The 14,242-nt window shown below is 66.1% G+C and carries 9 protein-coding genes and 1 riboswitch; of the genes, 6 read left to right on the top strand and 3 right to left on the bottom strand.

Annotation, left to right across the window (positions count from 1 at the left end):
- Positions 1 to 57 precede the first annotated feature (57 nt).
- Both smc and ftsY read left to right on the top strand, forming a co-directional pair.
- Positions 58 to 3,720, top strand: coding sequence for a chromosome segregation protein SMC (gene smc / locus AC1MDG_RS12570; RefSeq protein ID WP_479804183.1), 3,663 nt, complete (start codon positions 58 to 60; stop codon positions 3,718 to 3,720).
- Positions 3,721 to 3,783: 63 nt separating this feature from the next.
- Complete coding sequence (gene ftsY / locus AC1MDG_RS12565) at positions 3,784 to 4,998, top strand: signal recognition particle-docking protein FtsY (RefSeq protein WP_479804181.1); 1,215 nt, start codon at positions 3,784 to 3,786, stop codon at positions 4,996 to 4,998.
- Between the two features lie 9 nt (positions 4,999 to 5,007).
- Here ftsY and AC1MDG_RS12560 read toward each other — a convergent pair whose 3' ends face one another.
- The gene (locus AC1MDG_RS12560; RefSeq protein ID WP_442853497.1) at positions 5,008 to 6,168 is read right to left on the bottom strand and encodes an MFS transporter; all 1,161 of its coding nucleotides are present in this window, start codon (positions 6,166 to 6,168) and stop codon (positions 5,008 to 5,010) included.
- Between the two features lie 355 nt (positions 6,169 to 6,523).
- Here AC1MDG_RS12560 and AC1MDG_RS12555 point away from each other — a divergent pair, with 355 nt between their 5' ends.
- Both AC1MDG_RS12555 and AC1MDG_RS12550 read left to right on the top strand, forming a co-directional pair.
- Positions 6,524 to 7,876 carry an ammonium transporter gene (locus tag AC1MDG_RS12555; protein WP_479804179.1) on the top strand — a complete coding sequence of 451 codons (1,353 nt, stop codon included), beginning with the start codon at positions 6,524 to 6,526 and terminating at the stop codon, positions 7,874 to 7,876.
- Positions 7,873 to 8,211, top strand: a complete 339-nt coding sequence (locus AC1MDG_RS12550) for a P-II family nitrogen regulator (RefSeq protein WP_011692333.1) — start codon at positions 7,873 to 7,875, stop codon at positions 8,209 to 8,211. The genes AC1MDG_RS12555 and AC1MDG_RS12550 overlap by 4 nt, the downstream gene beginning before the upstream one ends.
- Before the next feature lie 72 nt (positions 8,212 to 8,283).
- On the opposite strand, the gene AC1MDG_RS12545 is transcribed toward AC1MDG_RS12550, so the two are convergent.
- Positions 8,284 to 9,672, bottom strand: a complete 1,389-nt coding sequence (locus AC1MDG_RS12545) for a glucose-6-phosphate dehydrogenase (RefSeq protein ID WP_479804177.1) — start codon at positions 9,670 to 9,672, stop codon at positions 8,284 to 8,286.
- A gap of 151 nt (positions 9,673 to 9,823) precedes the next feature.
- Between AC1MDG_RS12545 and ffh the strand changes: the two genes are divergently transcribed.
- A complete protein-coding gene (gene ffh, locus AC1MDG_RS12540; protein ID WP_043482358.1) occupies positions 9,824 to 11,413 on the top strand; it encodes a signal recognition particle protein in 1,590 nt (529 codons plus the stop codon).
- Positions 11,414 to 11,507: 94 nt separating this feature from the next.
- Positions 11,508 to 12,242, top strand: a complete 735-nt coding sequence (locus AC1MDG_RS12535) for an alpha/beta fold hydrolase (RefSeq protein ID WP_043482356.1) — start codon at positions 11,508 to 11,510, stop codon at positions 12,240 to 12,242.
- On the opposite strand, the gene thiC is transcribed toward AC1MDG_RS12535, so the two are convergent.
- A complete protein-coding gene (gene thiC / locus AC1MDG_RS12530) occupies positions 12,211 to 14,097 on the bottom strand; it encodes a phosphomethylpyrimidine synthase ThiC (RefSeq protein ID WP_479804174.1) in 1,887 nt (628 codons plus the stop codon). The genes AC1MDG_RS12535 and thiC overlap by 32 nt on opposite strands.
- Positions 14,092 to 14,199, bottom strand: a riboswitch (TPP riboswitch). It overlaps the preceding gene by 6 nt.
- Positions 14,200 to 14,242 lie beyond the last annotated feature (43 nt).

Below are 14,242 nucleotides of genomic sequence, written 5' to 3'. Positions count from 1 at the left end.
GCAGTAGATTTAAGGCGGGAACAGCCCGCTTCAGCCACTCAGGAGATCCGAACCACCTTGCACCTCAAGAGCCTGACCGTCCGCGGATTCAAGTCGTTCGCGTCAGCCACGACGTTCGAATTCGAGCCGGGCGTCACTGCAGTGGTCGGTCCGAACGGTTCCGGTAAATCCAATGTTGTGGATGCCCTGGCCTGGGTCATGGGCGAACAGGGTGCCAAGACATTGCGCGGCGGCAAGATGGAGGACGTCATCTTTGCGGGCACCTCCGGCAGGCCGCCGCTGGGCCGGGCCCATGTCTCGCTGACCATCGACAACACGGACGGCGCCCTGCCGATCGAGTACAGCGAAGTGACGATCTCACGGACGCTCTTCCGCACCGGCGGGTCCGAGTACGCCATTAACGGCGCTGGCTGCCGTCTCCTGGACATCCAGGAACTGCTCTCCGATTCCGGCCTGGGCCGGGAAATGCACGTGATCGTGGGGCAGGGCCAATTGGACAAGGTCCTGCACGCTACCCCGGAGGACCGGCGCGGCTTCATCGAGGAGGCTGCAGGCATCCTCAAGCACCGCAGGCGCAAGGAAAAAACGGTCCGGAAGCTGGAAGCTATGCAGGCAAACCTGCAGCGGCTGAGCGACCTCACCAGTGAAATCCGTCGCCAGTTGACCCCGCTGGGCAAGCAGGCGGAAGTGGCTCGCCGGGCCCAAAGCGTCCAGTTTGAGGTCCGGGACGCCCGTGCCAGGCTCCTGGCGGACGACCTCGTGCAGTTGCAGTTCGCCCTGGCCAAGGACGTAGCCGATGAATCTGCTCTGAAGGCCCGCCGGGCAGTTGTTGAGAGGGGCCTCGAAAACGGTCGTGAGCGGCAGGCGGCGCTGGAACAACTTGCGGCGGAAGCCACCCCCCGGCTCAATGCTGCGCGTGACACCTGGTACCAGCTATCGGCGGGCCGGGAAAGATTCCGCTCCCTCGGGTCGCTCGCGGAGGAACGCCGCCGGCTCCTGGGTGCTGCGGACGAGATGCCCGACTCCGGACGGGATCCGGAACAGCTTGAAAGGAATGCCGCCCGGGTCCGCGAAGAACAGGCCGCCCTGGAAGACGGGATCCTGCAAAAGCGCACTGCACTGGAAGCCGCCACGGCAGCCAAGCAGGACGCCGAGACTGCTGCAAGTGCCGAAGACAAGCGGCTGGCTGCGGTGCTCCGTGCTGCTGCTGACCGTCGGGAGGGGCTGGCTAAATTGGCCGGCCAGGTGGGTGCGGCGCGCTCACGCGTGGAGGCTGCACAGGCCGAGCTTGGCCGGCTCCGGGAATCCCAGGCATCCGGCGACGAACGCCGGCGCCGCGCCCAGAGCGAGTTCACAGCCCTTGAATCGCAGGTTGCCGGTGTCGAGGAGGGCGAGGAATCGCTGGACGCTGATTACGAGGACGCGAGTGCATCACTGGACGCAATTCTCGAGGACATAGAGGCGCTGAAGTCCGCCGAGCGTGAAGGGGAACGGGAGCGCGATTCGCTGCTGGCCCGGCGCGACGCACTGCAGCTTGGGCTTAACCGCAAGGACGGGTCGGGCCGCGTGGCCGACTCGGGACTGCCCGGGATCATAGGGCCGGTGGCGTCGATGCTCTCCGTAGAGCCGGGTTATGAAGCGGCAATCGCGGCCGCATTGGGAAACTCCTCCGATGCAGTCGTGGTTCGGGACGCCGGAACCGCCGTCGAAGCCCTGCAGTTGCTCAAGGCGGACGACGCCGGCCTTGCCTCGATGCTGGTGGCGGCGCCGGCAGCGAACGACGCCGCGGACCCGCTCTCCGCAGGCGGAGGCGCGCCCCGGCAACTTCCCGACGAAGCCCGCTGGGCTGCGGACCTTGTCAAGGCCTCTGCATCGGGGCTGGACGGATTCCCGTCGACGCCGGAGGACGGAATCCCCGATGCGGGCCACCTGATCGACACCCTTTTGCGCAGGCTGCTGGCCGGGACAGCCGTTACCGAGGACATGGACTCAGCATCGGCGCTCATCCGGGCGCAGCCCGGTCTGACGGCCGTGACACGGGCGGGCGACACCTTCACGGCTTTCACCGTACGGGGCGGCTCGGCGAGTGCACCCTCACTGTTGGAGGTGCAGGCCGCCGTCGACGACGCCGAAACCCGGCTTGCCAGCGTCAGCGCGGAGCTTGAGCGGAACCGTTTTGCGCTCGCCGCCGCCCGGGCACGAAAGACCCAGGCCCAGGAACGCGCGGACGCAGCCTTGGAGCGGCTTCACGAATCAGATGCCCGCCTGGCGGCCGTGGCCGAACGGCTGGGCCATTTGAACTCGGTGCTGCGCAGCGCAGTGGGCGAGAGCGAACGGCTTGGTGCGTCGCTGGCCAGGGCTGAGGCCAATATCGTGGCAGAGGAGGAGGCCCTGCAGGCTGCAGCCGAGCGCCTGGACGCAGCCCGGCAGGTCCCCGAGGATGAGGAACCTTCGGCCGAGCTCCGTGACGAGCTCGCACTGGCGGCATCGGCTGCGAGGTCGGCCGAGATGGAGGCCAGGCTTTCGCTGCGGAGTGCCGAGGAGCAACTGACTGCCACCCGCAATCGCGCCCTTTCCCTGGAACGGGCAGCGGCGGCGGAACGCCGGGCGCGGGAAGAAGCTGCGCATCGTGCCCGCCGCCGCAGGCGCCAGGCCCGAAGGGCGGCGGCCGTTTCAGCTGCGGTGGAGCAGGTCATCGGCTTTATGGACATTTCCGTGGGTGTCGCCCTGCACACGCGGGACCTTGCGGAGGAAGAACGGGAACTCAGGGACCGTGAGCTTCTGGAGGTACGGTCGCAGAACGACGCCCTCGGCCGCGAGCTGGCGGAATTGACGGATTCGGTGCACCGCGATGAGCTGGCCCGCACCCAGCAGCGGCTGCGGATCGAAGCCCTCGAATTGCGGTCCGTCGAGGAACTCGGCTTATCGCCCGAGCAGCTCGTGGCCGACTACGGCCCCGACCAGCTGGTCCCGGTGCCGGCAGGGGCGTCCGATGACAAGTGGGCGGCCCTCCGGGCGCCGGTGGACGAGGACGGCAGTCCCATCCTGGAAGGCAAACCATTCGTCCGCGACGAGCAGGAGAAACGGCTCCGGAAAGCGGAACGGGACCTGTCCTCCCTGGGACGGGTGAATCCGCTGGCACTGGAGGAGTTCGCCGCGCTGGAAGAGCGGCACCAGTTCCTCAGCAGCCAACTCGAGGACCTAAAATCCAGCCGCAAGGACCTGCTGGACATCATCAAGGAAGTGGATGACCGGGTCCAAAAGGTGTTCGCCGAAGCGTTCGCAGACACATCGGCACAGTTCGTTCGTGTTTTCGCCCGGCTCTTTCCCGGTGGTGAAGGCCGGCTGGTCCTGACCGACCCTGCCGACATGCTCACCACCGGTATTGAGGTGGAGGCGCGGCCTGCCGGCAAGAAGATCAAACGGCTCTCCCTGCTGTCCGGGGGCGAGCGTTCGCTCACGGCAGTGGCCCTGCTCGTGGCGATCTTCAAAGCGAGGCCCTCGCCGTTCTATGTGATGGACGAAGTGGAGGCCGCCCTGGATGACACCAACCTGGGCCGGCTGATCACGATTTTCGAAGAACTCCGCGAGTCCAGCCAGTTGATTGTCATCACGCACCAGAAACGGACCATGGAGGTTGCCGACGCGCTGTACGGCGTCACCATGCGGGGTGACGGGGTTTCAACAGTCATCAGCCAGCGACTCGGCGCGGAAGTCTAGCGGCCCACGCGGCAGCATTTCATGCGTGACACATGTGTGAAACGTGTGTGAGAAGCTAGGGGAGTGAATGACATCCTCCCCATTATTCTTGCCATCCTCGCTGCCCTGGTGGTCATTGGCGGACTGATCCCGGTCCTCCTGAAGACCCGCCGGAACATCACCAAGTACCCGGGCACCCGGGACGCCAACGATCCTGTCGAACCCGTGCGCGGTGCGGGCGGAACGCTGGTGGAGGAACGCCCGTCGGTATCGCCGGAGCGCACGGCACCCGGCGGCGTCGACCTCGAAGGGCTGGAGACCGCTGAGGTCCCCGATGACGCGGCGGGGCTTGAGACCATTGCGGTGGAGACGCCGCTGCCTGTTGCGGGACGGCTGACAAGGCTCCGGGAACGCCTTGTCAGGTCCAACAACATCTTCGGCAAGGGCCTGCTCGCGCTCCTGTCCAGCGACAAGATTGATGAGGACGTCTGGGACGAGGTCGAGGAAACCCTCCTGCTGGCGGATCTTGGCACCGAGCCGACCATGCAGCTGGTCGACGCCCTTCGGGAGCGCGTCAAGGTGCTGGGAACACGGACCCCGGAGCAGGTCAAAGCCCTGCTCCGCGAAGAACTGATCAAACTTGTGGACCCGACCATGGACCGCAGCCTCCGCACCGAACGCCACGCCGACAAGCCGTCCGTCATGATGGTTGTGGGCGTCAACGGCGTGGGTAAGACAACCACTGTGGGCAAGCTGGCGCGAGTCCTCGTGGCCGAGGACAAGGACGTCCTGCTGGGCGCCGCGGACACGTTCCGTGCCGCCGCCGCAGAGCAGCTCGCCACGTGGGGCCAGCGCGTTGGCGTTCCCACGGTGAAGTCCGACGTCGACGGTGCCGACCCCGCGTCGGTCGCCTATGAAGCGGTCAAGGCAGGCATCGACCAGGAAGTAGACGTGGTGATGATCGACACCGCCGGCCGGCTCCAGAACAAGGTGGGCCTGATGGACGAGCTAGGCAAGGTCAAGCGTGTCATCGAGAAGCTTGCCGAGGTGGACGAGGTCCTGCTGGTGCTGGACGCCACCACCGGACAGAACGGCCTGAACCAGGCCCGGGTGTTCTCCGAAGTAGTCAACATCACCGGCATCGTGCTTACCAAGCTGGACGGCACGGCCAAGGGCGGCATCGTGGTGGCCATCCAGAAGACGCTCGGGGTTCCGGTCAAGCTGATCGGGCTGGGCGAGGGCGCGGATGACCTCGCCCCGTTCGATGCCGAGAGCTTCGTGGACGCGCTGCTGAACTAGGCCGCTGAACTAGGTCCCTGAGCCAGGGGCGGTCCGCTGGAACGTCTCCCGCGCCAGCACCCAGCCGGCTGCGGCCACGATCAGGACGCCCCCGGTCACGCCGAAGGCCCAGCCGTACCCGAGCCGGTCCGCGAGGAGCCCGGCAAGGACCGGACCGATGATGGCGCCGGCATCGGACGTCATCTGGAAGACCGCCAACACGCGGCCGCCCGAGCGTCCGTTGCCGATGACATCGGCGATGGCGGCCTGCTGGGCCGGACCCAGCAGGCCGGAACCAATTCCGGCGACGGCGGAGGCCGCCAGGAACCAGGGCATGTCGTGGGTCAGCCCGATGCCCGCCGTTGCCACACCGGTGAGGACCAGCCCGGAAATCATCAGGGGCTTGCGGCCCAGGCTGTCGGCCAGTTTCCCCGAGACCGTGAGCGCTGCGGCGTTGCCGCCGGCAAAAACGGCCAGGGCCCAGCCGGCCGCGGCCGGTCCGGCGCCGATTGCGGCCACGGCAAACAGCGGGACGGTGGCCATGCGCACGCCGAACGTCGCCCAGCCGTTGGCGAAGCTGGAGAAGAGCCCTGCGCGGTAGGCGCTGTCGCGCAGGGCATCGCCCAGTCGCATGGCAGGCGCCTGGCCGCTGTCCTTTCGGGACGCGCCGGGGACGTGGCTGAGTTGCGTCTGGACCACCAGCGCGGCCAGGACCAGCGCGGCAGCATACGCCAGGAACGGGATGCGGAGGCCGAAGCCGGCAAGCAGTCCGCCAACGATGGGGCCGCAGACGTTGCCGATGAGGAAGGCCGACGCGTACGCACCGGACACACGCCCGCGGCTCTCCGGGGGAGCGAGCCGGACCACCAGCGCCATGGATGCGACCGTGAACATCACCGAGCCGGCGCCGCCCAGGCCCCGGAAGATGAGCAACTGCCAGTAGTCCTGAGCGAAGGCGCACGCCGCCGTTGAGGCGGCGACGATCAACAGGCCCGACACGTACACCGGACGTTCGCCCAGCCTCACGATCAGCGCGCCGCCTGCGGGTGCGAACAGCAGCCGCATGAAGGCAAAAATACTGACGATCACAGCGGCGGCCGTTGCCCCGACGTCGAACGTTGTGGCGAACTGCGGCAATACAGGCGCCACCAGCCCGAAACCCAGCGCGATCAGGAACGCTGCGGCCAACATCACTTTAATATCGCGCGGGAGCCGTGTTGGAGACGGCTGTGCTGCAGCATCGGGGTGGTCGGAATGGCCGCCATTCCGGCGGGGCAGGGCCTTGCCGGGGCGGAAACGATCGGTCATGGTGCCGTTGTCCTTGCAGGGTGCTGTGGAAGTGCGGTTTGGGACTGGTGAAACATAACCGTAACAAGCAAGATATGCACCATTTACTTCCGGGAGATTGTTGTAACAACCCGGACATCTAAATCCTCCGCCGGCGAAACACTGCCCGGCAAAAATCGTCTTAGAACGCAAAAGGCGTTGGGCAAGCGGATGAATCCGCAGGATCAACTAAGCATCTAGGCAAGGGAGGACGTGCACCATGGAACTTACCGCAGGTCACGTATGGCTCATGGTTGCGGCGGCACTTGTGCTGTTCATGACACCAGGGCTGGCATTTTTCTACGGCGGCATGACACGTGCGAAGGCCGCGCTGAACATGATGATGATGAGCTTCATCTCCATCGGCATGGTCGGCGTGGTGTGGGTGCTCTGGGGAGCATCCATGAGCTCCGGCGAAGGCTTTATGCAGATCGTCGGCAATCCGTTCGCAACGTTCGGACTCGAAGGCATCACCGCCCCGGACGGACTCATCAAGGTCGGCTACGCAGCAACGTTCGCCATCATCACGGTGGCCCTGATCAGCGGCGCCATCGCCGACCGCGCCAAGTTCGGCGCCTGGACTGTCTTTGTCCCTGTCTGGGTCACGCTGGTCTACTGCCCGATCGCCTACATGGTCTGGGGCGGCGGCCTCTTCGGGCCTGAAGGCGCAGTCGGCAAGGCCCTCGGCCCGGCAATCGACTTCGCCGGTGGCACCGTGGTCCACATCAACGCCGGTGTTGCAGCCCTGATCCTTGTCCTGATCATCGGCAACCGCAAGGGCTTCGGCAAGGACCCGAACCACCGCCCCCACAACATCCCGTTTGTGATGCTCGGCGCAGCCATCCTGTGGTTCGGCTGGTTCGGCTTCAACGGCGGCGCAGCAACCACGGCGGAACAGGGCGGCCTCATCTGGGTCAACACCCTCGCCGCACCGGCAGCTGCGATGCTCGGCTGGCTCATCACCGAACGCATCCGCGACGGCCACCCCACGTCCCTGGGTGCAGCCTCGGGTGTAGTTGCCGGCCTGGTCGCCATCACCCCGGCCTGCGCCAACGTCAGCCCCATCGGTGCGCTGGGCCTCGGCGTCGTCGCCGGTGTAGCTTCCGCCCTCGCAGTCGGCCTCAAGTTCCGCTGGGGCTTCGATGACTCCCTGGATGTCGTCGGCGTCCACCTGGTTTCGGGCATCATCGGTACTGTCGCACTGGGCTTCATCGCCCTCCCGGTTGAAGGCGTCGGCGGCGGCCTGTTCTACGGCGGCGGCCTGACCCAGCTCTGGGCCCAGCTCGCAGCGGCCGGCATCGCCATCGCGTACTCGGCCATCCTGACCACGGTGATCGCACTGGCCATCCACAAGACCATGGGCTTCCGGGTCTCGCAGGAGCAGGAAGTGGTGGGCGTGGACCTCAGCCTCCACGCAGAAACCGCCTACGAATTCGGCGTCGGCGGCCACGGCGGGAGCTTCCAGCCGCTGCATGAACTGATCACCGGCAAGCAGGGCGACGAGTCCGCTCCGGTAGCCGAAAACGGCAAGAAGACTGACGCAGCAACAGGTAAGGAAAGTGTGGGGGCATGAAACTGATCACAGCAATCGTCCGGCCGGAAAAGCTCGACTCCATCCGGGAGGGGCTCGAATCCTACGGTGTGCAGGGCCTCACGGTCAGCGCGGCCAGCGGATACGGCAGGCAGCGCGGCTACACCGAGGTGTACCGCGGGGCTGAGTACAACGTGGACCTGCTTCCCAAGATCCGCGTTGAGGTCCTGGCCACGGACGAACAGGCGGACGACATCCTGGATGTCATCATCGCCAGCTCCAACACGGGCCGTGCCGGGGACGGCAAGGTCTGGACGGTGGACGTATTCGAAGCTGTAAGGGTACGTACGGGAGAACGCGGCTCGGCCGCCATATAGCCCACGCGCAACGCATGAAGCGGGCCCGGCACCTGAAAAGGTACCGGGCCCGCTTTGTGCATTCCGGAAACCCTAGGCGGGCCAGCCCTCGGGCCCTGATGATCCCGCGGCGTATTCTTCCAGCGGAACGCTGCCGCGGGCCCACGCTTTGATCACGGGTTCGATGATCCGCCAGCAATCCTCCGCGGTGTCCGCCCGCACGGACAGCAACGGATCACCGGTGAGGACACCCTCAAGTACTTCGCCATAGGGGAGCAGGTCGGATGCGCTGAGTTCGGCGTTCAGGGTGGCCCGGTCCAGGCTCAGGACGTTGCCCGGGCCGTTCACGTCGACGTCGAACTGGAGTGTGTCGGGCCCGAACCCGATGCGGAGCTGATTGGGGGAGTCGACGCCGGTGAACCCCTTGGGAAGGTGGGGTACCGGTTTGAAGGTGACCACGGCTTCCTTGCGTTTTACCCCGAGCGCCTTGCCTGAACGGAGGATGAAGGGGACTCCGGCCCAGCGCCAGTTGTCGATGTCCACCCGGACTTCGGCCAGGGTTTCGGTGTTCCTGGATGCGTCCACCCCTGCTTCCTTGGCGTAGTCCGGTACGTCCCGCCCGTCGATGGACCCTGCCGTGTACCGGGCCCGCCGCGTGCTTGACCGGTAGGGCGCCTTGATGCTGCTGGCGCGAAGGAGTGTGGCCACAGCGTCCCGGAGGTCACGCTCGTCAACGGAAGCAGGCGGCTCAATGGCCATTAGCGCCATGATCTGCAGCAGGTGGCTCTGGATCATGTCCCGGAGGGCGCCGGCGGCGTCGTAGTAGCGGGCGCGGCCTTCGAGCGCGAGGTCCTCGTCAAAGATGACCTCCACTTTTTCGATGTAATCGCGGTTCCAGATGGGTTCCAGGAAGGTGTTCGCGAAGCGAAGGCCGAGGATGTTCAGTACCGTGGCCTTGCCCAGGAAATGGTCCACGCGGTGGATGTGGTCCTCGGGGACGAGCGCCGCAAGGGTCTCGTTGAGATGGCGGGCGGAATCCTCACTGGAGCCGAAGGGCTTTTCCATCACCAGCCGGGTGCCTGCGGGTACTTCCCCGGGCGCCAGCACCTCGCACGCCTTCTGGCTGACGTGCGGCGGCAGGGCGAAGTACACAGCCGCCGGAGCCTCGAGGCGGGACAGCAGGGAAGCCAGCTCCCCGCCCGCAGTCACGTCAAGCTGGTGGTAGGCGGTGGATCCCGCGATCCGCTTGAGTTCGCGCTTGCCGGCGGCGTCGGCCTGGGAGTTAGCGTCGGCAAAGGAAGTTTCGATGCGTTCGAGCCATTGTTCCCGTGTCCAGGGATCCGAGCCTGCTCCCACGAGCGTCAGCCCGTCGGCACGGCCCCTGGCAACCAGGCGGGCGAGTCCCGGCAGCAGCAGCCGGCCGGTAAGGTCACCGGATGCGCCGAGGATGAGCAGGGTTTTTACAGTTGTTTGGGCGGCCATCCTGCCAGCATGCCATCTTGAAGGGCTGTCTTGGTACCCTAGATAGTCGAGTCCCGTTGTCGAGGCAGTTGGTCCAGGCCAACAACAGTCACGACTCTGGCGAGCCGCACCGGCCGCCAGCTGTAGATCCACTGAAAGAAGTGCACGGCGCGTGTTCAATTCACTCTCTGACCGGTTGACAGCAACCTTCAAGAATCTCCGCGGCAAGGGCCGCCTCACCGAGGCGGACGTTGACGCCACGGTCCGCGAGATCCGTCGGGCCCTCCTGGACGCTGACGTTGCCGTGCCCGTGGTCCGCGAGTTCACGGGCCGGGTGCGCGAGCGTGCCCTCGGCGCCGAGGTGTCCGGCGCACTGAACCCGAGCCAGCAGATCGTCAAGATCGTCAACGAGGAACTCGTCGAAATCCTGGGCGGCGAAACCCGGCGTATCCGCCTGGCCAAGACCGGCCCCACCATCATCATGCTCGCGGGCCTCCAGGGCGCCGGCAAGACCACCCTTGCCGGCAAGCTCTCCAAGTGGCTGAAGTCCCAGGGCCACAGCCCGATGCTGGTGGCCTGCGACCTCCAGCGGCCTAACGCTGTCACCCAGCTCCAGGTCGTCGGCCAGCGGGCCGGGGTGCCTGTCTTCGCCCCGCACCCCGGTGCCACCTCAACGGAACTTGACCACCCTGCCGGCGACCCCGTGGCAGTCGCCCGCGCCGGCGTCGAGGAAGCGCGCCAGAAACTTCACGACGTCGTTATCGTGGACACCGCCGGACGGCTCGGCGTGGATGCCGACATGATGGAGCAGGCGCGCCAGATCCGCCGGGCGATCGTCCCGAACGAAGTGCTCTTCGTTATCGACTCCATGATCGGTCAGGACGCCGTGAACACGGCGCTCGCCTTCGATGAGGGCGTCAACTTCACCGGCATCGTTCTCTCCAAGCTCGACGGCGACGCGCGCGGCGGTGCCGCCCTGTCCGTCGCGTCGGTCACCGGCAAGCCCGTCATGTTCGCCTCAACCGGTGAAGGCGTCGACGATTTTGAGCTGTTCCACCCGGACCGCATGGCGTCCCGCATCCTCGACATGGGTGACGTCCTCACCCTGATCGAACAGGCTGAAAAGTCCTGGGACAAGGACGAAGCCGCCCGGATGGCGAAGAAGTTCGCCGACCAGGAAGATTTCACCCTGGATGACTTCCTGGCCCAGATGCAGCAGATCCGCAACATGGGCTCCATGAAGAAGATGCTCATGATGATGCCGGGCGCGCAGAACATCCGCCAGCAGCTGGAGCAGTTCGACGAACGTGAAATCGACCGGGTGGAAGCGATCGTCCGCTCCATGACGCCGCATGAGCGTGTTGCCCCCAAGATCATTAACGGCTCGCGCCGCGCACGCATCGCCAAGGGTTCGGGCATGCACGTATCGGACGTCAACGGCCTGCTGGAGCGGTTCGCCCAGGCGCAAAAGATGATGAAGAAGATGGCTGCGGGCGGCGGAATGCCCGGCATGCCTGGAATGCCCGGTATGGGCGGCGGCGGAGCAGCCCGCAAGGGCGCCAAGAACGCGCCCAAGAAAAAGGCCAAGTCCGGCAATCCGGCCAAGGCCGCGCAGGAGTTGCGTGATGCCGAGGCCCGCCGCGCGAGCGCCGGCAAGGCGCTTCCCACCGGGGCCGCCTTCGGTCAGCAGGGCGCGGACTTCGATCCGTCGCAGCTGAACCTGCCCAAGGGCTTCGACAAGTTCCTCGGCGGGAGCAAGTAGTTCCAGGCGTAGCGGTTTTCCGCACGGTTACTTTGGCTGCAGGCAGGTTCAATGTCGCGGCCGAATTGTCCGGCCATTGCCATAGGGTTGGTGCATGTTTAAGCAGCGCGTAGTGTTCGTCCACGGTTCGGGGGCCTTCGGGTCGGCCGCCTGGCCCAAGCAACACGGCATGGCCTTGGCCTATGACGCACTGTTTTTGCGCCGCCACGGCTTTGACGTCTCAGCGGAACCGGTCGAATCGGACTTCCACGTCGACGCCGCCATTGTGCTGGGCGCCTTGGCGGACGAGGGCCGGGGCGCTGCCGGCGGTCATGTGGTGGCCCACGCCCAGGGCGCCATTGCGGCCATGATGGCGGCCGTGGAACGCCCGGACCTGGTGCACTCGCTCACCCTCGTGGAACCTGCCTGCCTCTCCCTGACGGCCGAACTGCCCGCGACTGCCGCGCACCGCGCACTGATGCAGCCGTTGTTTGATGTCCGGCACCAGCTCGGCGACGACGACTTCCAGCGGGAATTCGTCCGGCGGGCATTTTCCGTGCACAGTGATGGGCCGTCCACACCGGAAGCACTCAACGCCGCCCGCCGGCTTCGGCTGCAGGCGCCTCCGTGGGAAGCGCCGCTGCAGATCGTGCCGGGCGTCCCCACGCTCGTGCTCACCGGCGGCTGGGAGCCGCTCTACGAGGAGATCGCCGGCTACCTGCGCGAAACCGGTGCCCTGCACCGCGTTGCCGCGGGCGGACACCGGCCCCAGGACTCGGTGGAGGGTGACCGGCTTATCCGGTCATTCATCGCAGAAGTCAGCAGGCGTCAGCACTCACAGGCGTCGTAGCGGAACCGTCACCCGTCGCTGCATTGTTCCGGCCCGGACGCCCGGGGGCTGGAACCTGCAGTTCGGGAAGGTAGACCTTGCCGCCGGCTGCCAGGAATTCGTTGCTCTTTTCGCGCATGCCTGCCGCCATCTCGGCAAGCGCCGCCTGGGCCTCGGCTGAGCCGTATTCGTCCCGGATGTCCTGGCTGATGCGCATGGAGCAGAACTTGGGCCCGCACATCGAGCAGAAATGCGCAGTTTTGGCCGGTTCCGCGGGGAGCGTCTCGTCATGGAAGGCTTCGGCGGTGACCGGGTCCAGCGACAGGGCGAATTGGTCCCGCCAGCGGAATTCAAACCTGGCCTTGGACAGGGCGTCGTCACGTTCATGCGCGCCGGGGTGGCCCTTGGCGAGGTCGGCGGCATGGGCGGCGATCTTGTAGGTGATCACACCGGTTTTCACATCGTCCTTGTTCGGCAGCCCCAGGTGTTCCTTGGGCGTGACGTAGCAGAGCATGGCCGTGCCGTAGCGGGCGATTTCCGTGGCGCCGATGGCGGAGGTGATGTGGTCGTAGCCGGGGGCTATGTCCGTGACCAGCGGCCCCAGCGTGTAGAACGGTGCTCCCTTGCAGAGTTCCTGCTGGCGTTCCACGTTTTCGCGGACAAGGTGGAACGGCACGTGGCCCGGTCCTTCCACCATCACCTGCACTTCGAACTCCCAGGCGCGCTGCGTCAGTTCGGCCAAGGTATCCAGCTCGGCGAACTGGGCGGCGTCGTTCGCGTCCGCTGTTGCACCGGGCCGCAGCCCGTCGCCCAGCGAGAATGCGACGTCGTACTTGGCGAAAATTTCGCACAGCTCGTCGAAGTGCGTGTACAGGAAGTTCTCCTGGTGGTGGGCCAGGCACCAGCCGGCCATGATGGAGCCGCCGCGGGAGACGATGCCGGTCACCCGGTTGGCGGTCAACGGAACGTAGCGCAGGAGCACGCCCGCGTGGATGGTCATGTAGTCCACCCCCTGCTCGCACTGCTCGATCACGGTGTCACGGAAGATCTCCCAGGTGAGCTTGTTGGCCTCACCGTTGACCTTCTCCAGGGCCTGGTAGATGGGGACGGTGCCAATCGGCACGGGGGAGTTGCGGATGATCCACTCACGGGTGGTGTGGATGTCATCGCCGGTGGACAGATCCATCACGGTGTCGGCGCCCCACTGGGTGGCCCATTGCAGTTTGTCGACTTCCTCCGCGATGGAGCTCGTGACGGCCGAGTTGCCGATGTTGGCGTTGATCTTCACGAGGAAGGCCTTGCCGATGATCATCGGCTCGGACTCCGGGTGGTTGATGTTGTTGGGGATGATGGCGCGGCCGGCAGCCACTTCGCTGCGCACCAGCTCCACGTCGCAGTTTTCGCGGAGGGCCACGAACTGCATCTCCGGCGTCACCACGCCCTGCCGGGCGTAATGCATTTGCGTGACGGTCCTGCCCTCGACGGCGCGGCGTGGCACCGGCTGCGCGCCCTTCCACTCCGCGGAGGCGGCACCGCGGCGCACGGCAGACCTGCCGTCGTCGAGCAGGTTCCGTCCCCGGCCGCTGTACGGCTCGGTATCGGCCCTGGATTCAATCCACGGCGTCCTGAACGGTTCCAGCCCCACCACGGGGTCGCTTCCGGGCCCGGCGGTCCGGTACACGCGGAACGGCGGGTTGGCTGCCCCGCCCGGCGATTCCTCCAAGGCAATCTCGGTCACGGGCACCCGGATCCCCGCTCCGTCGTCAGTCACGAACGCCAGCGAGTGGGACTTCAGGGACTGCGCTTCGGCAGGGCCCGGGTTGCCGGCTGCGGACTCGTTTTGGGCAGGGGTCAGCTGTGTTTCTTGTGTATTCACCGAATACTCACTTCCTTCGCCGGCATTACCCGGACAGGTTCAACGGTCGCAGGCCGCGTCAGCCCGATCTCAGCCCTTGCAGGGGCACCCGTGTGGTCGTAGACGAAGCTACCATAGGGCCGGTTCGGGTCCCTGTCACATGGCG

The organism is Arthrobacter sp. AIWTK1 (assembly GCF_056680535.1).
The sequence above is the reverse complement of the archived record's forward strand: the minus strand, read 5'-3'. Positions and strand labels throughout refer to the sequence as shown.